Origin of the sequence: Paracoccus litorisediminis (assembly GCF_009711205.1) — a bacterium.
GTDB lineage: Bacteria > Pseudomonadota > Alphaproteobacteria > Rhodobacterales > Rhodobacteraceae > Paracoccus > Paracoccus litorisediminis.
In genome coordinates this window covers 11,903-37,396 of record NZ_WMIG01000007.1, presented here as the reverse complement: position 1 = coordinate 37,396, position 25,494 = coordinate 11,903, and the positions used below count along the sequence as shown (strand labels likewise).

Below are 25,494 nucleotides of genomic sequence, written 5' to 3'. Positions count from 1 at the left end.
GTCGCGACAGTCAACATGGGAGATGAAATGATCACCAAGACATTGCTTTCTGCCGCTGCCCTTGGCGCGCTTCTGGCCATTCCGGCCAGCGCCAGCGAATTGCGGATCGGGCTTCAGGACGATGCCGACGTTCTGGACCCGCACCAGTCGCGGACCTTTGTCGGTCGCATCGTCTATACCGGGCTTTGCGACAAGCTGGTCGATCTGGACAAGGACGTGAAGATCGTCCCCCAGCTTGCCACCGACTGGACGACCTCGGATGACGGCTTGAAGCTGGTGATGAACCTGCGCGACGGCGTGGTCTTTCACGACGGCACCCCTCTGGATGCCGAGGCCGTGGTCTACAATATCGACCGCGCGATGACCCTGCCCGAGTCACGGCGCAAGTCCGAACTGTCCTCGGTCGAGAAAATCGAGGCGACCGGTCCGCTGCAGGTGACCTTCACCCTGAAGGCCCCGGATGCGTCACTGCTGGCGCAGCTGACCGACCGGGCGGGCATGATCCTGTCGCCGACTGCGGCCAAGGCGTCCGGTGCAGATTTCGGCGCAAACCCCATATGCTCGGGCCCATTTAAGTTCGTCGAGCGGATCTCTCAGGACCGGATCGTGCTTGAGAAATTCGCGGATTACTACGATGCAGACCGCGTCAAGATCGACCGCGTGGTCTATCTGCCGATCCCAGACACCACCGTCCGTCTGGCGAACCTGCGCTCGGGCGAGCTGGATATGATCGAGCGCGTCGCCGCCAGCGATGTGGCGGGGGTGCGCGAAGACGCCAACCTGACCTCGCAGGAATCCGTCGGGCTGGGTTACATGGCAATCTATGTCAACATCAAGAACGGCGACCGCGCCGCCAACCCGGTGGGTCAGGATGCCCGGATCCGGCAGGCCTTCTCGCTGGCCATCGACCGCGAGGCGCTGAACCAAGTCGTGTTCGAGGGGACGGCAAGGGCCGGAAACCAGCCTTTCGCCCCAACCTCGCCGTGGTTCAACGCCGCGCTCCCGGTCCCCGCGCGCGATGTCGAGGCGGCCAAGGCGCTGCTGGCCGAAGCCGGGGTCGAGCGTGTCTCGATCGAGTTGCAGCATGCCAACAACCCGGTCGTGACGCAGATGATGCAGGTGATCCAGTCGATGGTCGCCGAAGCCGGTTTCGACGTCTCGCTGCAGGCCACGGAATTCGCCACGCTGCTGTCGGAACAGACGGCGGGGAATTTCCAGATGTCGCGCTCGGACTGGTCGGGACGGCCTGACCCGGACGGGAACCTTCACCAGTTCGTCACCTGCGAGGGCGGCATCAACGACCCGAAATACTGCAATCCCGAGGTCGACACCCTGCTGAACGAGGCCCGCGCCACCAGCGACGTCGCCATTCGCAAGCAGAAATACGACGCGGCGGGCGCGATCCTGAACCGGGACATGCCGATCATCTATCTGGGCCATCAGACCTATGTCTTTGGGATGGACAAGGGCATTGAGGGCTTTCAGGCCTATCCCGACGGGATGATCCGGTTGAAGGACGTGACCGACGCCGACTGATCTTCGCGTGGGCGCGGCGGTTGCTGCCGCGCCCGTTCCTTTCCGGCTGCACGCGACAGGCGGGGTCCCGAAATGCCGGGTGCCGCCCACCCGCGTGACAACCAAGGCAATCCGTCCATGCTGATCCATATCGCCAAGCGCATTCTGGTCGCGCTGCCCACGCTGCTGATCGTCTCGGTCCTGGTGTTCTCGCTGCAAAAGCTGCTGCCCGGCGATCCGGTTCTGGCGCTTGCCGGAGAGGAGCGCGACCCCGCCACGCTGGCCGCCCTGCGCGAGAAATACCACCTGAACGACCCGTTCCTGATGCAGTATCTTCGCTGGCTGGGCGGTGTATTGACCGGGGATTTCGGCGTCTCGCTGCGGACCGGGCAGCCGGTGTTGGAGCTGATCGGCCAGAAGCTGCCCGTCACCATCCAACTGGCCTTCATGTCGATGTTCTTCGCGTTGCTGATTGGAATCCCTACAGGAATCCTTGCCGCGGTGAAAAAAGGCACAGTGCTGGACTGGCTGGCGAATGTGATTGCCCTGTCCGGCCTGTCGATCCCGAATTTCTGGCTGGGGATCATGTTGATCCTGCTGGTTTCTGTGCAACTGGGCTGGCTGCCAGCCTCGGGCTATGAATCGCCCTTTGTCGATCCGCTGCGCTCATTCCAGACCATGCTGATGCCGTCCTTCGTGCTGGGCACCGGGCTTGCCGCGACATTGATGCGCCATACCCGCTCGGCCATGCTGGGCGTGCTGAGCGCCGATTACATCCGCACCGCCCGCGCCAAGGGGCTGGGAAGCCGCGAGGTCATCATGACCCATGCCTTTCGCAACGCATTGCTGCCCGTCATCACCCTGACCGCGCTGCTGTTCGGAGAGCTGCTGGCCGGGGCCGTCCTGACCGAGCAGATCTTCACCATCCCCGGTTTCGGCAAGCTGATCGTCGATGCCGTCTTCAACCGCGATTACGCCGTGGTGCAGGGCGTGGTCCTGTGCACGGCGATGGGCTTCCTGCTGATGAACCTTGTCGCCGATGTACTTTACGTCCTGCTTAACCCCCGCATGAGGACCGCGCTATGACCGCTGCCGAAACCTCGCTGGCCCTGCCCGCGCGCAGCCAAGCGCGGGTCTGGTCCAAGTTCCGGCGCAACCGCTCGGCCTTGGTCGGGGCTTGCATCGTGGGCTTTTTCGGCCTTCTGGCGCTGCTGGCCCCGCTTCTGCCCATCGCCGATCCGCTGGCCACCAGCTGGAGCGCGATCCGCAAGCCGCCCGCACCGGAGTATCTGATGGGCAGCGATGAGATCGGCCGGGACATCCTGTCGCGGATGATCTGGGGGGCGCAGGCCTCGTTGCTGGCCGGGGTGATCTCGGTGGTGATCGCCATGCTGACCGGCGTGCCCATCGGGCTGATCGCCGGATATTTCGGCGGCTGGACCGATACCGTCATCTCGCGCTTCACCGATGCGCTGCTGGCGATGCCCTTCCTTATCATGGCCATCGCGCTGGCGGCGTTTCTGGGGCCAAGCCTGAGCAATGCGATGATCGCCATCGGGCTGTCGGCCATGCCGGTCTTTATCCGGCTAACGCGCGGGCAGGTCCTGTCGGTCAAGACCGAGGATTACGTCGAGGGCGCCCGCGCCGTCGGGCTGGGGCATCTGGACATCATGCGCCGATACATCCTGCCGAATGTCGTCCCTCCGATTATCGTGCAGGCAACCCTGACCGTCGCCACCGCGATCATTGCCGAGGCCTCGCTGTCCTTTCTTGGTCTTGGCCAGCAGGCCCCTGCGCCCAGCTGGGGTTCGATGCTGAACGTCGCCAAGAACTTTCTGGGCCAGGCGCCATGGATGGCGATCTGGCCGGGCGCCGCAATCTTTCTGGTGGTGATCGGCTTCAACCTTCTGGGCGACGGGCTGCGCGATGCGCTGGACCCGCGCGAACACTGATCAAAGGAACGTACCATGACCAGCTTCACCACCCGACCCGAAATTCTGGGCACCTTCGGGGTCGTCACATCGACCCATTGGATCGCCACGGCGGTCGGCATGGGCATTCTGGAACGCGGCGGCAATGCCTTTGACGCGGCGGTGGCGACCGGCTTTGTGCTGCAAGTGGTGGAACCGCATCTGAACGGACCCGGCGGCGATCTGCCCGCGATCATCCATTCGGCAGCAACCGGCCGAACCGAGGTGATCTGCGGCCAAGGCCCCGCCCCCGCTGCAGCGACCATCGCGCATTACCGGGCCGAGGGGATCGATCTGATCCCCGGCAACGGGTTGCTGTCGACCGTCATTCCCGGCGCTTTCGACGGCTGGATGCTGATGCTGCGCGACTATGGCACCATGGCCCTGCGCGATGTGCTGGAACCCGCGATCCATTACGCCGAGCACGGCCATCCGATGCTGGCGCGGGTATCCGCGACCATCGGCGGCCTTGCCGATTTCTTCCGTCAGGAATGGCCGACATCCGCTGCAACTTGGCTGCCGGGAAATGCGGTCCCCGCCGCCGAGGCGCTGTTTCGCAACCCGGTGCTGGCCGAAACCTGGAAGCGCATTCTGACCGAAGCCGAGGCCGTGCCGGGTCGTGAAGCCGGGATCGAGGCCGCCCGCAACGCCTTTTATCGCGGCTTCGTCGCCGAGGCGATCGACCGCTTCTGCCGCGAGACCGAGGTGATGGACGGATCGGGCGCGAAGCATCGCGGCGTCCTGACCGCGCAGGACATGGCGGGCTGGCAGGCCACGGTCGAGGCACCCCTTTATGGCGATTACCACGACTGGACCATCGCCAAGACCGGCCCTTGGGGTCAGGGCCCGGTGCTGCTGCAGGGGCTGAAGCTGCTGGAAGGCTTCGATCTGGGCGCGATGGACCCGAACGGACCGGACTATATCCATACGGTGATCGAGGCGATGAAGCTCGCCTATGCCGACCGTGAGGTCTATTACGGCGACCCGGATTTTCATGACGTTCCGATGCAGGCGCTGCTGTCGGATACCTATGCCGCCGAACGTCGCGCGCTGATCGGCGACACCGCTTCGCTTGACCTGCGGCCGGGCCTTGTTCCGGGCTTTGAAGGTCAGCGCGACCGTACCCTTGCCATGCTTGGCCGTATGGGGACCGGCGCGGTTTATGAACCAACCATGTCGCATCTGTCGGAGAAGCGCGGTGATACCGTCCATATCGACGTGATCGACCGCTGGGGCAACATGGTCTCGACCACGCCGTCGGGGGGCTGGCTGCAAAGTTCGCCGATCATCCCCGAACTGGGTTTCTGCCTGAATTCGCGCGCGCAGATGTTCTGGCTGGAGGAAGGGCTGCCGACCTCGCTTGCGCCGGGCAAGCGGCCCCGCACCACGCTGACCCCCTCGTTGGCGCTGCGCAACGGCAAGCCGGTGATGGCATTCGGCACGCCGGGCGGCGACCAGCAGGACCAGTGGCAACTGGCCTTCTTCCTGCGCTATGCCCATCACGAAGGCAACCTGCAGGCCGCGATCGACGCGCCGCTGTTCCATTCCACGCATTTCCCGGCCTCGTTCCATCCCCGCACCTCCTCGCCCGGCGGCATGCTGATCGAGGGTCGCGTGGGCGAGGCCACCATCGCCGAGTTGCGCCGCCGCGGTCATCAGGTCACCGTCGCCGGCGATTGGGATATTGGCCGGCTGACTGCGGCACGGCGCGATCCGTCGGGGCTGCTGCGCGCCGCCGCCACCCCGCGCCTGATGCAAGCCTATGCGGCGGGGCGCTGACATGACCCCATCCGTCCTGTCGGTCGAGAACCTGACCACAGCCTTCCAGACTGGCGACGGCTGGGGCGAGGTCGTGCGCAATGTCTCGTTCACCGTTAAACCCGGCGAGACCGTGGCCATTGTCGGTGAAAGCGGGTCGGGAAAAAGCGTCACCTCGCTGTCGATCATGCGACTTTTGGACCCGAAGCGGGCAAGGGTCTCGGGCCGCGTCATGCTGGAGGGCACGGACCTTCTGTCCCTGCCCGAAAGCGCCATGCAGCAGATCCGTGGCAACCGCGTCGCGATGATCTTTCAAGAACCGATGACCTCGCTGAACCCGGCCTTTACCGTCGGCCGCCAGATCGGCGAGGTTTTGGCCCGGCACACCGATCTTGGCAAATCTCAAATCCGCGCCGAGGTGCTGCGCCTGATGGAGCGGGTCCGCATTCCCAATGCCGCAAGGCGCATCGACGAATACCCGCACCAGTTTTCGGGTGGAATGCGGCAGCGGGTGATGATCGCCATGGCGCTCGCCTCAAGGCCCCGGTTGCTGATTGCGGATGAGCCAACGACGGCGCTGGACGTGACCATTCAAGGTCAGATTCTGGATCTGATCAAGGAGTTGCAGCAGGAAACCGGCATGGCCGTCCTGTTCATCACCCATGACATGGGTGTGGTCGCGGAAATCGCCGACCGCACGGTGGTCATGTATCGCGGCGATTGCGTCGAAACAGGGTCGACCGAACGCATCTTTGCACAGGCCGAGCATCCCTATACCCGCGCATTGCTGGCGGCAGTGCCGCGGCTGGGTTCGATGGTGGGTCAGGATCATCCGCTGCGCTTCCCGCGGGTCGAGATGGACAGTGGCAGGGTCAATGCCCTGCCCCCGGTGCTGAACCCGGTCGACCGGCAGGGGACGCCGGTACTCTCGGTGCGCAACCTTACCACGCGCTTCGCTGTCGGCTCGGATCTGCTGGGCCGACCCCATGGCCATGTCCATGCCGTCGAAAACCTGTCCTTCGACCTGTGGCCGGGCGAGACGCTGAGCCTTGTCGGCGAATCCGGCTGCGGCAAGTCCACCACCGGGCGTTCGATCCTGCGCCTGATCGAGCCGCAATCGGGCGCGATCCAGTTGGACGGATTCGATGTCCGCGACCTTGGGGGCAGTGATCTGCGCCGGATGCGGCGCTCGGCGCAGATGATCTTTCAGGACCCGTTCTCAAGCCTGAACCCGCGCATGACCGTGGGCCAGACCGTGGCCGAGCCGATCCTGAAGCATGGCATCGCCAAAGGGCATCAGGCCCGCGCCATGGCAGCCGATCTACTGGCTCAGGTCGGGCTGAGCCCCGCCATGATGGACCGCTATCCGCATGAGTTTTCGGGCGGGCAGCGCCAACGCGTTGCCATCGCGCGGGTGCTGGGGCTGGGTCCCAAGCTTATCGTGGCGGATGAAAGCGTCTCGGCGCTGGATGTCTCGGTCAAGGCGCAGGTCTGCAACCTGCTGATGGATCTGCAGGAGCGGTTGGGCATCGCCTATCTGTTCATCTCGCATGACATGGCGGTGGTCGAACGGGTCAGCCACCGCGTCGCCGTCATGTATCTGGGCGAGATCGTCGAAATCGGGCCGCGCGAAGCGGTCTTTGGCAATCCGCAACATCCCTATACGCAAAAGCTGATCGCCGCGGTCCCCATCCCTGACCCCAGCCGCCGCGGACTGCGCCGCGCAATGGCCGCAGAGGAACTGAAAAACCCGATCCGCCCGCGCGGTTATGTGGCACCGCGCCGGGACTGGCAGGATCTGGGGCGCGGACATCTGGTGATGAATACGGCCTGAAACCCCGATCGCATCGCAGACGCTAGCCCAATGGCCGCAAATCGTTAACATGAGGCGAAGGAAGGTTTGACGACCGGACAGATATAACTGTCCCGGATTTGCGCGGTCAGTTCATCACGAAAGGAATGAACCTGATGTTTCCCTTCGCTCGGCTTTTCTCGACCATATTTCTGTGCGGTGCGCTTTGCCTGTCCTTGCCCCTGGAGGGGCGGGCCGACGTGCTGTTCCGCAATGTCCGGATTTTCGACGGCCATGCCGCGCAGCTGTCCCAGCCTTCGAATGTGCTGGTCACCGGCAATGTGATCGCCACCATCTCGGCCGATGCCCCGGAACCCGCCGGGGCGACGGTCATCGACGGTGCGGGCATGACCCTGATGCCGGGGCTGATCGACGCGCATTGGCATACGATGCTGGCGCGCCCGACCGCTGATATGGCGATGCTGGGCGATTATGGCTTCCTCAATATTCTGGCCAGCGTCGAGGCGCAGGCCACATTGCTGCGCGGCTTCACCACCGTGCGCGACATGGGCGGACCGGCCTTTGGCCTGAAACAGGCGGTCGATAGCGGGCTGGTGCCGGGACCGCGGATCTATCCCTCGGGGGCGATGCTGACCACGACAGGCGGGCATGGCGATTTCCGTTTCCTGACCGAATTGCCGCGCCATGGGGGGGAATTGACCCGGTCCGAGGAAATCCATGGCAGCATGATCGTCGACAGCCCTGCCGATGTCCGCATGCGGGTGCGCGAGCAGCTGATGATGGGCGCAAGCCAGATCAAGCTGACGGCGGGGGGCGGTGTCGCCTCTCCTCATTCGCCGTTGGATGTGTCGACCTTTACCGAAGAGGAATTGCACGCCGCGACCGAGGCGGCTGGAAACTGGGGCACCTATGTCGCCGTCCATGCCTATACCCCCGAAGCGATCAAACGGGCGATCGACAGCGGCGTAAAGGTGATCGAACACGCGCATCTGATGGACGACGACAGCGCCAAGCTGATGGCCGAGCGCGGGATCTGGCTGTCGACGCAACCCTTCACCGGTCAGGCCGAGGACTGGGCCGGACTGACCCCGGATTCGCGGGCAAAGCTGGCGCAGGTCCTGCATGGCACCGACGCCATGTATGCCTTGGCCAAGAAATACGGCATCAAGACCGCCTTCGGCACCGACATCCTGTTTGATGCGGCGACCGCGACGCAGCAGGGGGCGTGGCTGGCCCGAATGCAGAAATGGTACACCCCTGCCGAGGCGCTGGAGATGGCGACCGCGACCAATGCCGAACTTTTGCAACTGACCGGGCCTCGCAACCCCTATCCCGGTCGGCTAGGCGTGGTCGAGGAAGGGGCGCTGGCCGATCTGCTGCTGGTCGAAGGCGATCCGACCGCCGATCTGGATCTGGTCGCGGATGCCGCCACCAACTTCAAGGTGATCATGAAGGACGGCAAAATCTTCAAGAACACGCTGGGACAGTAGGCAGCGGGCGCGACGAAACTGCTGTCGCGCCCAAAGCAATCAGTTCGGGCGGACGATGATCTCGACCCGGCGGTTCTGGGCACGACCCTCTGGCGTGTCATTCGAGGCGATCGGACGCGTCGGGCCCTGACCGACCGCAGTGATACGCTGCGGCGCAAGGCCACCCGCGACCAGCGTACCGGCGACGGCGCGGGCGCGATGCTCGGACAGGGTCTGGTTGTAGCTGAGCGAGCCAGAACTGTCGGTATGGCCGATCACGACGACGCTGCCGGGCCGGGTCTGCATATGCGCGGCCAGCTGCCGCAGGTCCTGCTGTCCGACCGGTGACAGCGTGGCCGATGAGGTGGCGAACAGCAGCGCATTCGGGAAGACCACGATCAGGTTCTGCCCATCGTTCCTGACCGCGACATTCGGGTCATTGATGGCCCGCCGCATCGCGTTCTGCTGGTCCGCGATGGACCCCACCACCGCGCCGACCGAGCCGCCGACCACCGCGCCCCTGACGGCATCGCTGGCCGAATTGTTGCGCGATCCCGCGATCAGCGCGCCCGCCGCCGCGCCACCGATGGCCCCTTGCGCGGTATGGCCGGGCTCACCGCCATCGGGCGCGCAGGCCGCCAATGCGCCGATCAGGACCAACCCGACGGCGATAGTCGAACGTGATGACATCTTCCCCTCCTTGGCTTCGGGCGGGCACGGATCGCACCGGCCAGCCCGTCTGGAACGTCGATCAGATCGGGTCACAGCGCGGCCAGCACCCGTGCCCATGACCGGATGCCCTTGTGAAAACTGGTCAGGCTGTATTTCTCGTTCGGGCTATGGATGCGGTCGTCACTTAGACCAAATCCCGCCATGACCACATCCATGCCCAGCATTTCCTTGATCATGGTGGTGACGGGAATCGAGCCGCCGCCGCCGACAAAGGCCGCCTCCTTGCCCCATTCGTCGCTCAGCGCCTGCTGGGTCTTCTGGAAGACCGGGGCCGAGACCTCAAAGGCCACCGCCCGACCCGAGCCGAATTCGGTGAACTCGGCCCGGCAATCCGCAGGCAGGCGCGCTTTCACGAAGTCGCGGAAGGCGGCGCGGATCTTGTGCGGGTCCTGATCAAAGACCAGCCGGAAACTGATCTTGGCCGAGGCGACCGCCGGGATCACCGTCTTGAAGCCGTCCCCGGTATAGCCGCCAACCATGCCATTGACCTCGCAGGTCGGGCGCGACCAGGTCTGCTCCAGCACCGAGCGGCCCTTTTCGCCCGCCGGGACCGACAGGCCGACCTCGCCCAGAAACGCCGCTTCCGAGAAATCGAGCCTGTCCCAGCTGTCGCGCAGCGATTGCGGCAGGTCGGGCACGCCGTCATAGAAGCCGGGCAACGTGATGCGGCCGTCGGCATCGCGCAGATCGGCGATGATCCGGGCCAGCACATGGTTCGGGTTCGCCGCAGCCGAGCCGTAGAAGCCCGAATGCAGGTCACGGTCGCTGGCATGGATGAAGATTTCTTCGGCGCAAAGCCCGCGCAGGCTGGTGGTGATCGCCGGGGTTTCCTTGTCCCACATGTTGGTGTCGCAGATCATTGCGACATCGGCGCCCAACTCGGACTTGGCCGCCTCAAGGAAGCCGGGCAGGTTCGCACCGCCCGATTCCTCCTCGCCCTCCAGCAGGATGGTGATCGGGATCGGCAGCTTGCCGGTGACGGCCTTCCATGCGCGGCAGGCCTCGACAAAGGTCATCAACTGGCCCTTGTCATCCGACGCCCCACGGCCACGGATTTCCTTGCTGCCGTCGGGAAGGGTGGCAATTTTCGGCTCGAACGGGTCGCCATCCCACAGCTCCAGCGGATCGGCGGGCTGCACGTCGTAATGGCCGTAGAACAGCACCTTGGTCCCGGTCGCGTCATGGTTCTTGGCCAGCACGATCGGGTGGCCGGGGGTGTCGCGGACCTCGGATGCAAAGCCGATCGCGGCCAGATCCTGCGAATGCCATTCGGCGCAGGCGCGGGTTTCGGCGGCATAGGCGGGATCGGTCGAAATCGACTTCATCCGCACGGTCTGAAACAGCCGATCAAGCGCATTGTCGAAATCGGCGTCGATATGGGCAAGGACTTTCTCAAGATCGGACATCAGCGGAACCTCCCTAGAATCAGATACAGGTTACTGCCTCTGGCGGACCGCAGCCGCCGGGGCGTCTCAGAATGGCCAGATCAGTGGCACAAGGAAAACGGCGATGACGAAGAACCAGATCAGCATCGGCAGGCCGAGCTTCCAGTAATCGCCAAACTTGTAGGCGCCCGGCTCCATCACCATCAGGTTGGTGGCGGTCGCGACCGGGGTCAGAAAGGCCCCGGCGCAGGCCACGCAGACGCACATCAGCACCGGCTGAACCGAAATCCCCATTTTCTCAGCGGCCACCACCGAAATCGGGATGATGATCAGCGAGGTCGCGGTGTTTGAAATGATCTGGCCCAGCACCGCCGACAGCACGAAAAGCCCAGCCAGCAGCGGATAGGGACCCATTTCGCCAACGCTGTAGACCAGCCCATCGGCCAGCAGCGCAGCACCACCGGTTTCCTGCATGGCCGTCGAAAGCGGCATCAGCGCAGCCACAAGGATCACCGTGGTCCAGTTGATCGAGCGGTAGATCTGTTCGACGCTCAGCACGCCCGAGATCAGGATAATCCCCGCCGCCAGCAACCCGGCGACGGCAGGCGGCACCAGCCCCGTTGCCAGCAGCAGCACCATGATCGCCAGCGCGGCCAGCACCGTCTTGGAGCCCGGCCCCATCGGCAGCGCCTGACGACGCACCAGATCGGGTTCGTTGACGACGATGACTTCGGGCTGTTCCAGCCGTCTGTCCAGCGCGCTCCATGTGCCTTGCAGCAACAGCGTATCGCCACCGGCCAGAACTGCGCCGGGCTTGGTGTCCTCGCCCTGACGCTGAATGGCCAGCACGATCAGATCGCCGCTTTCGGTCACCATGCCGGGAAAGAACCGCGTCCCGATCAGCGGCGAGCGCGGCGGGATCAGCACCTCGGCCAGACCGGATTCGCGGTTGAACAGCATGTCGGAAATCCCCTCGGTCGGGCCATCCTCGCTGAAGGCCAGACCCATCTGGCTGGCCAGTTGCGCGGCCTGATCGGCAGGGCCGCGTACGACCAGCAGATGCCCCTCGCGCACGATATCCTCGCGGGTGGGCAATCCGTTCGTGCCCTTGAGCGTGACGAATTTCAGATCTGGCTGTTCGTAAAGACCCACGACCTCGCGCTGTTTTCCGATTACCGGCGAGTCCGCACGCACGCGCAACTGATGCACGTCCTTGGACAGGCGATATTGTTCGAAGAGCGTCGTGGCATGACGGCTAAGGTCGGGCGGCAGTGTTTTGCTGGTGCGTTCAGGAAGCAGCTTTTGCCCGAGCAGCACGACGATCGCGATACAGCCAAGCACGATCGGAACGCCGACCAGCGCGAATTCGAAATAGCCGAACCCCCCGCCCCCGGAATATTCCGAGGCCTCGTCCACCAGAACGTTCACCGGGCTGCCGGTCAGCATCAGCTGCGATCCGGCATGCGCACCAAACACCAGCGGCATCAGCAATTGCGAAGGCGAGCGGCCCAGCCGGATCGCCATGACGATCACCACCGGCAACAGCGCCGCCACCGCGCCATTCACGCTGATCAGCGCCGACAGAACCCCGACAAAGCCCATCATCAGCACGATCAGCCGGGTGCGGCTGGCACCGGCCTGGCGGATCAGCAACTGTCCCGCCCATGCGGTAACGCCCGAAACCTCAAGCCCTGCGCTGACCACGAACAACGCGGCGATGAAGATAACCGCCGGATCACCGAAGCCGCCAAGCGCCTGTTGCAGCGTCAGGATGCCCGTCGCCCAAAGCGCCAGCGCCGCGCCCACGCAAACCGCGATGACGGGCAGTCTGTCCCAGATGAAAAGAACGACGATTGCCGCAACAATGGCAAAAACAATCCATATATCCGTCAACGAGGAACCTCATATTCAGGGATAGACTGGCCTTTGACGAACGCGGCAATAAATCAGAGAAAGTATCTGTGAAAAGCTTGTTGCAACGCAAAGCCTTGCGCGGCTTTCATTGAAGTCCTTAGCAGGCACGTCCTTCACCGAATCCGATAACGTGCATGGCGAAAATGAACATCGCCATTTTCTCAGATTCTTTTCGAATATGAACAGTTTTCCACGGGGACGCAATACGCAGCATCCCTGTCGCGGGCAGACTCGAATGTCGGAAAACTTCGTGGTATCGTCTTGCTACGAAACTACGTTTTCATAACCAGCTTATAATCGTCCTTCACGTATTGCCTCGGTCAAAACCTGCGGATTCGTCCGCGGAATTTAGCGAAATTCGGAGGGAATGGTGGCGAATCAATCCGGTAATAATGCAATGCCCGAGGAACCTCAGGCAGGAATGTCTGGCTTTCTGGGCACGATCGAGCGGGTGGGAAATATGGTCCCGCATCCCGCCATCATCTTTTTCATCCTGATTGGCATCGTGATCATCCTTTCGGTGATCTTTTCTGCCATGGGAACCTCGGTCACTTATGAGGGCTATGACCCGGTAATCAGCGACATCGTCACGCAGACCTCATCGGTACGCAGCCTGCTGTCGCCCGATGGCATCCGCTTCATGGTGACCTCGCCGGTTGCGAACTTCCTGGGCTTTACCGGGGTCGGCGTGATCCTTGTCGCCATGATCGGGGTCGGTCTGGCCGAGGAATCGGGACTGATCGCCACATTGGTGCGCAAGCTGGTGGCGGCGGCGCCGCGTTCGATCTTTACCTTCATGATCGTCATGGTGGGGGTGCTGTCCTCGATCGCCGCCGATGCCGGTTATCTGGTGCTGGTGCCTCTGGCCGCGGCGGCCTTCCACAGCATGGGGCGGCATCCGCTGGCCGGTCTGGCGGCAGGCTTTTCCGGGGTCGCGGCAGTGTTTCTGGTCAACGTCTTTGTCACCCCGACCGATGCGCTGCTGGTCGAGGTCACAAACGACTCGATCCGCACCGTCAACCCGAACGCGCAAATCACCGTGGTCGGCAACCTGTTCTTCATGATCGCCTCATCCATCCTGATGGGCATCATCTGTACCATCCTGACCGAGAAATTCGTCGAACCCCGCCTTGGGCCCTATTCCGGCGGACTGCCCGTTGAGGCCTCGACCGAACTGTCCGAGGCCGAGCAGCGCGGGCTGAAATACGCAGGCCGGGCGCTGCTGATATTCGTGCTGGTGCTGGCCGCACTGACCGCGCCGCCGCTTCCCTGGGGCATTCTGCGCAATCAGGAAACCGGCGGAATCATGGCCGGATCGCCCTTCATGAGCGGATTGATCGTGCTGATCAGCCTGCTGTTCATGTGCATCGGCTATGCTTACGGTCGCGGCGCGGGCACCATCGCCAATGTCACGGCGGCGATCGGGCTGGTGGTCAAGACCTGGAGCAACCTTGCCGGGATGATCTTCCTGCTGTTCGTAATCGCGAATTTCATCGCCTTCTTCAACTTCACCAACCTCGCCACGGTGTTGGCCGTCAACCTGGCCGATTTCCTGCAGACCACGCAGCTGGGGGCGACCAGCTATATCATCCTGTTCGTCATCGTGGTCGCGATCATCGACATCATCCTGACCGGCGCGCTGGCGAAATGGGCGATCCTTGCCCCCGTCTTCGTGCCGCTGTTCATGCGGCTGGGGGGCGACCCGAACCTTGTGCTGGCGGCCTATCGCGTCGGCGACAGCCCGATGAACGTGATCACGCCGCTGAACGTCTATCTGGCGGTCATGGTGGGCTTTGCCCAGAAATACCAGAAGGATGCCGGGATCGGCACCATCGTCGCCCTGATGCTGCCCTACACGATCGTCCTGCTGGTCCTGTGGACGCTGCTTCTGGTCGCTTGGTACGGCTTCGGCCTGCCGCTTGGCCCGGCCTGAGACCATCAACACAACGCCACGTCCCCCGACAGGAGAATGCCGATGATCTCGCACATTCCCCCGCATCTGATCCGGCTGGCCTGTGTCCTGGCACTGGCCGGGTTTCTGGCCGGTTGCGACGAATCCGAGGATGAGCCTCCGGCCCAGCCGCGCCCGGTTCGCACCGTCACCGTCGAGGAACGGCTGGCGGGCGAGACGGTCTCGCTGGCGGGAACCGTCGAAAGTCAGACGCAGGTCGATCTGGGGTTCCGCATCGGCGGGCGGATGGTCGAGCGGCTGGTGAATGTCGGCGACACGGTCGAGGCCGGGCAGGCGCTGGCCAGCCTTGACCCGATGGATGAGGAAAACGGCCGCCGCGCCGCCGAGGCGAACCTGACCGCCGCCGAGGCGCAGCTGTCCGAGGCCCGCGCCACCCATAACCGCCAGCGGCAACTGTTCGACCGCGGCCTGCTGGCGCGCGCCGGTCTGGAACGGGCCGAGGCGGCACTGGCATCGGCCAATTCCGCCACCGATGCGGCCGCGGCGCAATTCGCCATCGCCACGCGGCGGCTGAACGATACCGCGCTGTTTGCCGATGCGCCGGGCGTGGTGACCGCGGTGGGGGCCGAGCCGGGCGAGGTCGTGGCCAGCGGGCGCATGATCGTGCAAATCGCCCGCGATGGCGGGATGGACGCGGTCTTTGACGTGCCCGCCGCGCTGATAGAGACCAGCCCCGCCGATCCCGAAATCACCGTCGCTTTGTCCCAGACCCCGACAGTCAGTGCCCGTGGCCGCATCCGCGAGGTCGCGCCACGCGCCGATACCGTCACCGGCACATTCCGGGTCCGGGTCGGGCTGATCGAGCCCCCGCCGGAATTGCGGCTTGGCTCAACGGTGACCGGCCGCGCGGTCTTTGGCGAGATCAGCTCGATCCAGATCCCAGCCTCGGCGCTGACCAGCAACGATGGCGCGCCCGCCGTCTGGATCGTCGATCCGGCCAGCTCGACCGTGGCCCTGCACCCGGTTCAGGTCGAACGCTATCTTCCTGCTTCGGTCGTGATCGCGGGCGGGCTTTCTCCTGGCGATATTGTGGTTACGGCAGGCGTTCAGGTCCTGCGCCCCGGACAGTCCGTGCGTCTGCCCGAGGCAGAATCATGATCGGACCGAACCTTTCGGAATGGGCAATCCGGTCCCGTCCGCTGACCATCTACATGATGATCGTCGCGGTCATCATGGGGGCGTTCGCCTTTTTGCATCTGGGTCGGGACGAGGACCCCAGCTTTACCATCAAGACCATGCTGGTCACCGCCGTCTGGCCCGGTGCCACGATGGAGGAAACCCAGACCCAACTGACCGACCGGCTGGAGCGGCGGCTTGAGGAAACCACCGGGCTGGACGCGATCCGCTCGATCACCCGGCCGGGGATCGTAACCATCTATGTCGATCTGGACGGCCAGTTTCCCCCTGATCGCGTCAGTGATGTCTGGCAAGAGGTCAGGAACGGCGTCGGCGACATCCGCCACACCCTGCCGCCGGGCGTGCTGGGGCCGTTCTTTACCGACAATTTTGGCGATGTCTTCGGGATCATCTACGGATTCACCGCAGACGGCTTCAGCGACCGGGAATTGCGCGACCATGTCGACAGCGTTCGCTCGGACCTGATGCGACAGGTCGACGGCATCGCCAAGATCGAATGGATCGGCACGCAGGACGAACAGGTGCTGCTGGAGTTCCAGCCCGACCGCGTGGCAGCCATGGGGCTGGATTACAGCCAGATCTTCAACGCCATCGCTGCGCAGAACGTCGTGCGACCGGCAGGCGTCATCACCACCGGGGCCGAGAATCTGGCCGTGCGGGTCAGCGGCGCCTTTGACAGCGAAGCCGACCTGCTGGACGTGTCTCTGGTGGCGAATGGGCGGACAATCCGGCTGGGCGATATCGCCACCGTGCGCCGCGCCCTGTCCGAGCCGCCGCAGCCCTTGCTGCATATCAACGGCCAGCGGGCGATTGCGCTGGCGATCTCGATGGCCGAGGGCGGTGACATTCTTGAACTGGGCAAGGCCGTGACCAAGGCCATGGCCGGCATCACCGCGAACCTGCCCATCGGGATCGAGCCGATGCTGATTTCCGACCAGCCCAAGGTCGTCGATCTGGCCATCGGCGATTTCACCACCTCGTTGATGCAGGCCGTCATCATCATCCTTGTCGTCAGCTTCCTCAGCCTTGGCGCGCGGCCCGGATCGGTCGTCGCCATCGCCATTCCGGTGACGCTGTCGGTGGTGTTCCTGGTCATGCGGGCGCTGGAGATCGACCTGCACCGGGTTTCGCTGGGGGCGCTGATCATTGCCCTGGCGCTGCTGACCGACGACGCGATGACCACGGTCGATGCGATGCTGCGGCGACTGGCCGTGGGCGATACGGTCGATAAGGCCGCGACATTCGCCTATCGCACGCTGGCCGCACCCATGCTGACCGGGACGCTGATTACCATCGCGGGCTTCGTGCCCATCGGCTTCGCGCAAAGCCAGGCGGGCGAATACACCATCTCGCTGTTCCTGGTGGTCGGCATCGCGCTGATCGCGTCGTGGTTCGTGGCGGTGCTGTTCACGCCGATCATCGGCTCGGTGATCCTGAAGCCTCCCGCCGCAGGGGCGACCCAGCAGCCCGGACCGATCCTGCGCGCCTACCAGCGCTTCCTGAGCCTTGCGCTGCGCTTTCGCTGGATCACACTGGCCGTCACCGCGGGTTTGTTCCTGATCGCCCTGCTGGGCTTGCAACGGGTCGACCGGCAGTTCTTTCCGGCCTCGGACCGCAATGAGCTGATCGTGGATTTCCAGCTTCCCGCCTCAAGTTCGATCTATGCCAGCGAGGACGCGATCCGGGGCATCGAGGCCTTTGTCGCCGGCACCGGCGAGGCGCAGTTCTTTACCTCGTATATCGGGCGGAACGTGATCCGCTTCTACCTGCCGCTGGCGATCCAGCCGCCCAGCGACCACCATTCGCAGATCGTGGTCATGGCCCGCGATCTGGAGGCGCGGGGTCGGTTGCAGAAATCGCTGGAGGAATTCCTTGACGAGACCTACCCGCAGGCGATCAGTCGCGTCAGCCCGCTGGAGCTTGGCCCGCCGATCGGCTGGCCGCTGCAATACCGCCTGACCGGCCCGGATATCGAAACCCTGCGCAGTCGCGCGCTGGATCTGGCCGGTGTCGTCGCCAGCAATCCCCATGCCCGAGAGGTGCATTTCGACTGGATCGAGCCTGCGCGTCAGTTGCGCATCGAGATCGATCAGGACCGTGCCCGCCGTCTGGGTCTGACCAGCGGGCAGATCGCCGCGATCCTGAACACAGCCGTATCGGGCGCGACCGTGTCGCAACTGCGCGACGGCATTTACCAGATCCCCATCGTCGCCCGCGCGGCCGAGGGCAATCGCGTCTCGCTGGACACGATCTCGACCTTGCAGGTTCCGGTGCCGGGTGGACGCACCGTGTCCTTGGGTCAGTTCGCGAATTTCAGCTATGATCAGGAGCAGCCCTTCCTGTGGCGGCGCGACCGGTTGCCAACGCTGACCGTTCTGGCCGATGTCGCCCCCGGCTCTACGCCCGAGGCCGTGGCCGCCGCGCTGGAGGATGACATTGCCGCCCTGAACGCGTCCCTTCCCAACGGCTATGCCGTCAATCTGGGCGGCACTGTGGAAACCAGCGCAGAAAGTCAGGAATCCGTCTTTGCCGTCATTCCGGTGATGATGTTCCTGATGGTGACGCTTCTGATGGTGCAGTTGCAAAGCTTCCGCGATGCCGGAATGGTGCTGCTGCTGCTGCCGCTGGGACTGATCGGGGTGGTCGCAGCGCTGCTGTTGTTCCAGCGCTCGCTGGGTTTCGTGGCGATTCTTGGCATCCTTGCGCTGATCGGCATGATCGCAAAAAACGCCATTATCCTGATCACCCAGATTACCGAGGATCGTGCCTCGGGCCTGTCCGTGGTCGATGCCGCGGTGCAGGCCGCGACCAGCCGCCTGCGGCCGCTGATGCTGACGGCCTTGTCGACGATCCTTGGCTTGTTGCCGATTGCGCCGACGCTGTTCTGGGGACCGATGGCCTTCGCGATCATGGGCGGGCTGCTGATCGCCACGTTGCTGACGCTGGTCTTCCTGCCGGTGCTTTACGTGACCGTGCATGGCGGGGCCGCCGACCCAAAACCCGCCCGTGCCTGACAGGCCCGGCACGCTGAGCTGGAGTGGGGTCAGCGACAAGCCCAGCTATTATCGGCTGTTCGCGGGCTATGTGCTGGCGCAATTCGCGACCGGCATCGCCACGGTCGGGCTGGCGTTACTGGCCTTTGATCTGGCGGGTGAGGAATCCGGGGCGGTGATCGGGACGGCGCTGTCGCTCAAGATGTTGTCCTATGTCCTTGGCGCGCCGATCCTGACGGTGCTGACCAATCGCCTGCCGCGCAAGGCGCTGCTGGTGGCGTTGGACCTGATCCGCGCCGCCAGCCTGATCCTGCTGCCTTTCGTGTCGTCGGTCTGGCAGATCTACGCCCTGGTCATCGTCTTTGCCACGGCCTCGGCCAGCTTCGGTTTCGTCTATCTGGCCGTGGTGCCCTACCTGCTGGGCAGCGAAAAGGACTATGCCCGCTCGGTCGCGCGCTCGCGCATTGCTTCCGATGTCGAGGGGCCGGTCAGCCCGCTGCTGGCGGCCGGGCTGATGGTTTTTCTGGGGGCAAGCGGCATCTTCCTGCTGGCGGCGGGGGCCTTTGCCGCCTCGGCGCTGCTGGTTCAGGCGGCGCAGCTGCCACAGCATCTGGGCGCACCCTCGGGCGGGCTGTGGCGCAAGCTGACCTATGGGCCAAGGCGCTTCGCCGCCATCCCCGAACTTCGCGGCGTCATCGCACTGGATGTGACCGTTGCGCTGGCCTCGGCCATGGTCATGGTCAATACCGTGGTGATCGTGCAGGGCCTGTTTGACCTTCAGCGCGATGCGGCGGCCATGGCGTTTTTTGCCTTTGGTCTGGGGTCGATCCTTGGCGCAGTTCTGCTGCCGCTGGCCCTGTCGCTGGTCGAGGAGCGCCGACTGATGATGACAGGCGCGGTAATCGCAACGATGGGCCTGCTGATCGGCACGGTGCAGGATGGGCTGACCGGCCTGCTGGCGCTTTGGGCACTGTTGGGACTGGGGGTGGCATGGGCGCTGACGCCGGCCACCTACCTGATCCGGCGCATTGCCGCGCCCTCGGACCTGCAGGCGCTGTTCGCGGCACAGGTGACGATCGCCAATGCCTGCCTGCTTCTGGCCTATCCGCTGGCGGGCTGGCTGGGCGCGACATTGGGCATGGGCGCAACCTTCGCTATTCTGGGCGCAATGGCCGGATCAGCGACCGCAGTCGCTTGGCACATGTGGCGCGGCTGAGCGATGGCCAGCTTTGTCTTTCGCCCCCGACTGGGATAAAATCGCGGGCATTCCCACAGCCCGCATCACGTCACGTAAGGCGGCTTTCGATGGAATTACCCGATCCCGTTCAGACTGAGACCCATATCTCGACCGGCAGCCTGCCTGCCAGCCATCGCGTCGCCCAGCTGATGACTGAGGCGCATCGGCGCTTTTCCAGCGTGGATCAGGGCGCGGTCTCGCAGGTCTATCCGGCGCTGGCCCAGATGCCCGCGCATCTGTTCGGCATCTGCGCCGTGGGGGTGGACGGTCAGACCTACGCCGTGGGTGACGCGCTGCATGAATTCACCATCATGAGCGTGTCGAAACCCTTTGTCTTTGCGCTGGTCTGCGACCTGCTTGGTCCGACGGGTGCGCGCGAAAGGCTGGGGGTCAATGCGACCGGCTATCCCTTCAACTCGCTGGCCGGGATCGAGCGCCTACCCGGCGGCCGCAGCAATCCCATGGTCAATGCCGGCGCCATTGCCACGACCAGCCTGCTCCCCGGCGCGACGATTGACGAAAGGTGGGCGTCGCTGCGCGATGGCCTGTCCCGTTTCGCGGGGCGCGAATTGACGGTCAACGATGAGGTGCTGGCCTCGGCCTTGGCATCCAATTTCCGCAACCGCAGCCTTGCCTGGATGCTTCAGGGCTTCGGCAGCATCTATTCCGATCCGGCCGAGGCGCTGGAGCTATATACACGGCAATGCGCGCTGCAGGTCAGCGCACGCGATCTGGCGATCATGGGCGCGACTTTGGCCAATGGCGGCTTCAATCCGATCACGCGCGAACAGGTGGTGAAGCCCCAAACCTGCCACCACACCCTAGCCGTGATGCTGACTGCGGGACTGTATGAGACCTCGGGCGATTGGCTTTACGAAATCGGGCTGCCCGGCAAAAGCGGCGTCAGTGGCGGCATCGTCACCGTGGCCCCCGGCAAGGCCGGGCTTGGCCTGTTCTCGCCGCCTTTAGACGAGGCCGGGAACAGCGTGCGCGGGCAGCTGGTCGCGCAATTTCTGTCGCAGAGACTCGGGCTGGATATGCTGATCTCGGCCCCGTCCGAGGCGCGCTGATTCATCCTTGACCGCCGATGCAGGTTGATCATGATCTGCATGAAATGCCCAGCATCTCAAGCCAGGCATGCAATACGGCATCATTACAGGCGAGAGAGGGTTCATGTCCGACCTGACGGTGTTCATTGGCTGGGATTCACGCGAAGATATTGCCTATCAGGTGGCCCGCGCCTCATTGCTGGAACATGCCTCGATCGACGTCGATATTCGTCCGATCCGGTTGCAGGATTTGGTCGATGCCGGGGCTTATACGCGTCAGGTCGATCCGTTGGCCTCGACCGAATTCACCTATTCCCGGTTTTTCACGCCCTACCTTGCCGGATACAAGGGCTGGGCACTGTTCTGCGATTGCGACTTCCTGTTTTTCGGCGATGTAGCCGAATTGTTGGCACGCCGTGACGACAGCAAGGCCGTGCTATGCGTCCATCACGATTACACCCCCAAGAACGAAACCAAGATGGACGGCAAGGCGCAGACGACTTACCCCCGAAAGAACTGGTCGTCCTTCATGCTGTTCAATTGCGCGCATCCGGCGACTGCAAAACTGACTCCGGAATTGATCAACCGTGAAAGCGGAGCCTATCTGCATCGGATGCAATGGGCGAGCGACGACCAGATCGGTGCTATCCCCGAGGAATGGAACTGGCTTGAGGGCTGGAGCGAGAAGCCCAAGAGTGGCAATCCCAAAGCCGTGCATTACACCAATGGCGGGCCTTGGTTCAAGAATTGGCAAGACGTGGAATATGCCGATGAATGGCTGAAATCCGCTCGCGCCATTGATCCGGATTTTCACCCGGTGTGAATGGTCGCGGCAGCGCTATTGACCCTGCCATAATGCGATTCCCGTTGCCTCGGCAACATGGGGATCTGCAGTAAAGACCGGATATCTTTTGGCGCGAAACAGATGCAACGCCTCAAGATCGGCCGAGGCATGCAGCCGCGCCAGCCCCAGATTATTATAGGCGTGGCCCGCCGATAACGGGTTTATTCCCGTCAATATCACCCGCTCGGCCCCGCTTTTCAAAGCCAATGCCGCGCCGGTAATGCCATTCGACCACTTGCTTGCAGCGTCCAGTTCAAGGTTCAGTTTCCCAGTGCATTCGCGCATCAGGGCAATACGCTCATATCGGCTCATCAGGCTCAACTGGTCATAGCCATAGCCAAACGCAGCAATTCCCCGTTCCAATCGCGGCAAATCATGACGCCAATGCATGATGACCAACCTGCCGGTGCTTTTGCCCTGCAAGACCCGCCGGACCTCAATTGCCTGCGGGTTTTGTCCTTCGATCTGGTTGAATTGCATCAGCGTGATATCGGGCCGTTCCAACAGCCAGCCGCTGGCCGCAGATTGCGAGGCATTGATCGCGATCACCCGAAACGAGGTATCCCAGCCGATGGGCCGCGTCGAAGACGGTGCCGAGCCGACAACCACGGCCGTCCTTCCCTGCAAAATATCGCTGAACTGTGGCACCTGAGGTCTTAGGAATTTATATTTTACAAAGCGATACGCGTATTTCCTGCCGTCAGTGATCGCCTTGAGAATTGGCACGATTGATATCCCTTCGCGGGGCTGTAGTCTGGTTGTCACGATTCTGCAGATGTGCAGGGATGGCGCAAGAATGGAAGATATCGACCCCAAAAATGACCTTGCCGTCATCACCTGCGCCGACCGCAACATGCTTGCGGCGGGCTGCTGCACCCTGCTTTCGGCACGCGATAATCTGGGTAAATCCGCCTCCTTTCATCTGGTCGCACTGGATATCTCGGATCGCGACCGGGCAGCCGTCGAGAAATTCTGCGCGCTGCGAAATCTGACGATTCACATCCACCCGTTCGAGAGTGCACTGCTTCCGAAACTATCGAAAGGGCGCTGGTCGCCTGCGGCATTGACGCGATTGTTTCTGGACCAGATCGGCTTGCCGAATTTTCGGCGGATGCTTTATCTTGACGCCGATACGCTGGTGGTCAGGTCGATGTCTGCCCTTGCCCATCTGGATCTGCATGGCAATATAGCTGCGGCGGTTGATGATTACATCGTGCCTTTCCCCAAGAAAATTGCGACGCGCCGGGACAAGTTGGGGCTTGGCCCGGACAGTTCCTATTTCAATTCGGGTGTGATCCTGTTTGACTGGCAGTCCTGCCTGAAATCCGATCTGCTTGGACAGGCGCGGCAAAATGTTGAAAATCGGCATTCTGCCTATCACGCACTGGATCAGGATGCGCTGAACGCGGCGCTGGATGGAAAATGGGCGCGACTTCATCCGAAATGGAATGCCCAGACCGGATTTTTGCCAGACATCCGCGATCCGATTATCGTGCATTTCACCGGACGGCGAAAGCCGTGGCAAAACGGCGCGGCGTGGGTCCATCGGGAATATTCGAGGAAATATGCGGAATATCTGGCGGGAACGGATTGGCCCGGATTTTGCGCGAACACGGCGATTTCGGGAAAGCTTGCCAAATATGCCCTGCATCTGGGTAAGAAGCTTGAGGGCCTGCCCAAGGCCGGCAAGATCCGCGCCTTTCTGAAGGCCAGCAACGATGCACGTATCTGGAGAGGCGATGACATCTGAACTGACCTTTAGCGGAGAGGAATGGCGCGGCTTCTTTGCGCCCTATACCGACATCGTCCTTGTCGCGAATAATGACGAGGTCGATGCCGAAGAACTCGCCTCGACCTTCCCCGAAACGACGTTGTTCATCTTTTTCAACAAGGTTTACAAGGTTCTACGCGCGCCCTTCCGGCGGCCCGCACTGCTGGCTTGCCGCAGCGGAACCATGGGCGCGAATGTCGTCCATCGCCGCGAGGTCGCGGATGTCTTGGGCTATTTCGACCCGGCCTCGTTTCTGGGTGTCGTCAATGTCGCCATCATGGCGACCGAGCGCTTCAGCCCGACCGAGGCTTTCGGCGGCGTTCCGGTCCGTCATCTGCATCTGGGTCAGATGATCCTGGGCTATTACCCCAAGGACAAGTTCCCGACGACCGGCTTCGGCCTGTGCATGTGGCTACAATCCTTGGATCTGCCCGCACAGGTTCATCTGGCCGGATTTTCCTCAAAGCGCAGCGAGCGCTGGAAAGTCTTTGACGTCCACGACTGGACATTTGAGCAAGTCCTGCTGCGCCTGCTGTCCCGCGAGGGCAAGTTCCGGATCATCGGCGGTGCGCCGGAAAATCCCTACCTGTCGATCGCCACGCATTTCCCGCAATTCTCGACCACCGACATCGCGCTGACCGCCGATGAGGTTCTGTCCGAGCGCATGCTGGGCCTCAGCTCGATCGTCGACCGCCTGATGTCCGTGACCAAGGTGTTGCGGTTCTTCGACAACTCCTTCCGCAGGATCCGCCCCAAGACCCGCAAGCAGAAATTCCTGTCCAAGTCGCAGACCGACGCGCCCCCACCGTCACCCTAGTCCAGATCGGTCTGGATCCAGCGCGGTGCGTGGTGAATGTCGATGGTCTGCAGCCGTCCCGGCCCGATATTCACGAACCGATGCGGCACGCCCTTCGGTCCCAGCACCACTTCGCCTGCCCCGGCCTCGATCACCTCATCCCCGACAAAGAACCGCGCCCGGCCCGCAATGACGATGAAGGTTTCGTCATAGGGGTGGACATGCAGGCGCGGCCCCGCGCCGGGGGTGTCATTGCCATAGGCCAGCACAGTGACCGGACCGCCCAGAAGTTCGCCGGGAATATTGCCGCGCCATGGGCCGTCGCCCGAGGCATCGTAAAGCGGCCCCTTGGCCGCAGGGCGTCCATCGGGACGGACCGTTTCGGGATCAAAATCCTTGCGTGCCATGCTGGCCTCCGTGCTCGTCACCGGATTGTGGGGTGCTGCGCATTCCCGCGCAAGCTGTGCGCGCGGTGTTGAGCCAGCCCGCCGCCTGCTGTTAAGAATTCAGAACAAGAAGCGCCGCACGAGCGCCATGAGGGACCGAGCATGAATCTTTCGAACTCGAAACTGGGGATCGCAGTCTGCTGCGCCTCGGCACTGCTGCTTCTGGCGGGCTGCGGGATGCCCCGGCGGCACAGCGAACTGGAATGCATGGAGCGCGCCATGTATTTCGAATCGAACCAGTCCAGCCGTGACGGCATGATCGCCGTCGGCAGTGTGGTGATGAACCGGGTCGAATCCGGGCAATACCCGCGATCCGTCTGCGGCGTCGTCGCGCAGAAGCGCCAATTCGCGCCCGGCGTCATGACCCGCAAGATGAAACCCTCGCCGAAGCTGACCGAGGCCGCCCGATCGGTCATGCGGGGTGAGCGTCATCCGATGATCGGCAATGCGATGTTCTTCCATCATGCCGGCAGCCGCTTTTCCTACGACAACATGCATTACGTGCTGGTGGCGGGGGGCAACGCCTTCTACGAAAAGCGCAAGAACTATCTGGTGACGCAGCCCTATCCGCCGCAGCCGCTTGAAGGGATCACCCGCCGCTAGGGCGCGCCCTTCCGCCCTTTGTCTGATGTCCGCCAGAATTCCCTTGGAGAAGTTGCCCGCCCTCGGGTCAACTTCCCGCAGGGGAGAAGG

20 protein-coding genes are annotated in these 25,494 nt (G+C 63.3%); 15 read left to right on the top strand and 5 right to left on the bottom strand.

Features of this window, described 5'->3' with window-relative positions; all coding sequences use genetic code 11:
- Positions 1 to 27 precede the first annotated feature (27 nt).
- From GL300_RS13815 to GL300_RS13790, 6 genes are all read left to right on the top strand, one after another.
- Positions 28 to 1,536, top strand: coding sequence for an ABC transporter substrate-binding protein (locus GL300_RS13815; protein WP_155040233.1), 1,509 nt, complete (start codon positions 28 to 30; stop codon positions 1,534 to 1,536).
- Between the two features lie 117 nt (positions 1,537 to 1,653).
- On the top strand, positions 1,654 to 2,601 hold the full coding sequence (locus GL300_RS13810; RefSeq protein WP_155040232.1) for an ABC transporter permease: 948 nt from the start codon (positions 1,654 to 1,656) through the stop codon (positions 2,599 to 2,601).
- A complete protein-coding gene (locus tag GL300_RS13805; protein ID WP_155040231.1) occupies positions 2,598 to 3,467 on the top strand; it encodes an ABC transporter permease in 870 nt (289 codons plus the stop codon). The genes GL300_RS13810 and GL300_RS13805 overlap by 4 nt, the downstream gene beginning before the upstream one ends.
- Positions 3,468 to 3,482: 15 nt before the next feature.
- A complete protein-coding gene (locus GL300_RS13800; RefSeq protein WP_155040230.1) occupies positions 3,483 to 5,264 on the top strand; it encodes a gamma-glutamyltransferase family protein in 1,782 nt (593 codons plus the stop codon).
- Between the two features lies 1 nt (position 5,265).
- Complete coding sequence (locus GL300_RS13795; RefSeq protein ID WP_211595086.1) at positions 5,266 to 7,077, top strand: ABC transporter ATP-binding protein; 1,812 nt, start codon at positions 5,266 to 5,268, stop codon at positions 7,075 to 7,077.
- Positions 7,078 to 7,211: 134 nt separating this feature from the next.
- Positions 7,212 to 8,546, top strand: a complete 1,335-nt coding sequence (locus tag GL300_RS13790) for a metal-dependent hydrolase family protein (protein WP_155040228.1) — start codon at positions 7,212 to 7,214, stop codon at positions 8,544 to 8,546.
- 39 nt (positions 8,547 to 8,585) lie between these two features.
- Here the strand turns inward: GL300_RS13790 and GL300_RS13785 are convergent, their stop codons facing one another.
- From GL300_RS13785 to GL300_RS13775, 3 genes are all read right to left on the bottom strand, one after another.
- On the bottom strand, positions 8,586 to 9,215 hold the full coding sequence (locus GL300_RS13785; RefSeq protein ID WP_155040227.1) for a YiaD family glycine zipper/OmpA-like lipoprotein: 630 nt from the start codon (positions 9,213 to 9,215) through the stop codon (positions 8,586 to 8,588).
- 71 nt (positions 9,216 to 9,286) lie between these two features.
- Positions 9,287 to 10,663: a M20/M25/M40 family metallo-hydrolase gene (locus GL300_RS13780; RefSeq protein WP_155040226.1), complete on the bottom strand. Its 1,377-nt coding sequence runs from the start codon at positions 10,661 to 10,663 to the stop codon at positions 9,287 to 9,289.
- Between the two features lie 66 nt (positions 10,664 to 10,729).
- Complete coding sequence (locus GL300_RS13775) at positions 10,730 to 12,535, bottom strand: SLC13 family permease (protein ID WP_155040225.1); 1,806 nt, start codon at positions 12,533 to 12,535, stop codon at positions 10,730 to 10,732.
- Between the two features lie 442 nt (positions 12,536 to 12,977).
- Here GL300_RS13775 and GL300_RS13770 point away from each other — a divergent pair, with 442 nt between their 5' ends.
- From GL300_RS13770 to GL300_RS13745, 6 genes are all read left to right on the top strand, one after another.
- On the top strand, positions 12,978 to 14,489 hold the full coding sequence (locus tag GL300_RS13770) for an AbgT family transporter (RefSeq protein ID WP_155040224.1): 1,512 nt from the start codon (positions 12,978 to 12,980) through the stop codon (positions 14,487 to 14,489).
- A 42-nt stretch (positions 14,490 to 14,531) separates the two neighbouring features.
- Complete coding sequence (locus GL300_RS13765) at positions 14,532 to 15,626, top strand: efflux RND transporter periplasmic adaptor subunit (RefSeq protein WP_155040223.1); 1,095 nt, start codon at positions 14,532 to 14,534, stop codon at positions 15,624 to 15,626.
- Positions 15,623 to 18,679 carry an efflux RND transporter permease subunit gene (locus GL300_RS13760; RefSeq protein WP_155040222.1) on the top strand — a complete coding sequence of 1,019 codons (3,057 nt, stop codon included), beginning with the start codon at positions 15,623 to 15,625 and terminating at the stop codon, positions 18,677 to 18,679. The genes GL300_RS13765 and GL300_RS13760 overlap by 4 nt, the downstream gene beginning before the upstream one ends.
- Positions 18,672 to 19,874, top strand: a complete 1,203-nt coding sequence (locus GL300_RS13755; protein WP_343043048.1) for an MFS transporter — start codon at positions 18,672 to 18,674, stop codon at positions 19,872 to 19,874. The genes GL300_RS13760 and GL300_RS13755 overlap by 8 nt, the downstream gene beginning before the upstream one ends.
- A gap of 89 nt (positions 19,875 to 19,963) precedes the next feature.
- Positions 19,964 to 20,965: a glutaminase A gene (gene glsA / locus GL300_RS13750; protein ID WP_155040220.1), complete on the top strand. Its 1,002-nt coding sequence runs from the start codon at positions 19,964 to 19,966 to the stop codon at positions 20,963 to 20,965.
- A gap of 103 nt (positions 20,966 to 21,068) precedes the next feature.
- A complete protein-coding gene (locus tag GL300_RS13745; RefSeq protein WP_155040219.1) occupies positions 21,069 to 21,767 on the top strand; it encodes a glycosyltransferase family protein in 699 nt (232 codons plus the stop codon).
- A 15-nt stretch (positions 21,768 to 21,782) separates the two neighbouring features.
- On the opposite strand, the gene GL300_RS13740 is transcribed toward GL300_RS13745, so the two are convergent.
- Positions 21,783 to 22,514 carry a hypothetical protein gene (locus GL300_RS13740; RefSeq protein ID WP_211595084.1) on the bottom strand — a complete coding sequence of 244 codons (732 nt, stop codon included), beginning with the start codon at positions 22,512 to 22,514 and terminating at the stop codon, positions 21,783 to 21,785.
- Between the two features lie 70 nt (positions 22,515 to 22,584).
- Here GL300_RS13740 and GL300_RS13735 point away from each other — a divergent pair, with 70 nt between their 5' ends.
- Together GL300_RS13735 and GL300_RS13730 are read left to right on the top strand one after the other, a co-directional pair.
- The gene (locus tag GL300_RS13735) at positions 22,585 to 23,538 is read left to right on the top strand and encodes a glycosyltransferase family 8 protein (RefSeq protein WP_170297670.1); all 954 of its coding nucleotides are present in this window, start codon (positions 22,585 to 22,587) and stop codon (positions 23,536 to 23,538) included.
- The gene (locus GL300_RS13730; RefSeq protein ID WP_211595082.1) at positions 23,528 to 24,376 is read left to right on the top strand and encodes a hypothetical protein; all 849 of its coding nucleotides are present in this window, start codon (positions 23,528 to 23,530) and stop codon (positions 24,374 to 24,376) included. Before GL300_RS13735 ends, GL300_RS13730 begins: the two co-directional genes overlap by 11 nt.
- On the opposite strand, the gene GL300_RS13725 is transcribed toward GL300_RS13730, so the two are convergent.
- The gene (locus GL300_RS13725) at positions 24,373 to 24,762 is read right to left on the bottom strand and encodes a cupin domain-containing protein (protein WP_155040216.1); all 390 of its coding nucleotides are present in this window, start codon (positions 24,760 to 24,762) and stop codon (positions 24,373 to 24,375) included. The two genes, GL300_RS13730 and GL300_RS13725, sit on opposite strands and share 4 nt — an antisense overlap.
- A 141-nt stretch (positions 24,763 to 24,903) precedes the next feature.
- Between GL300_RS13725 and GL300_RS13720 the strand changes: the two genes are divergently transcribed.
- Positions 24,904 to 25,404, top strand: coding sequence for a cell wall hydrolase (locus GL300_RS13720; protein ID WP_155040215.1), 501 nt, complete (start codon positions 24,904 to 24,906; stop codon positions 25,402 to 25,404).
- Positions 25,405 to 25,494 lie beyond the last annotated feature (90 nt).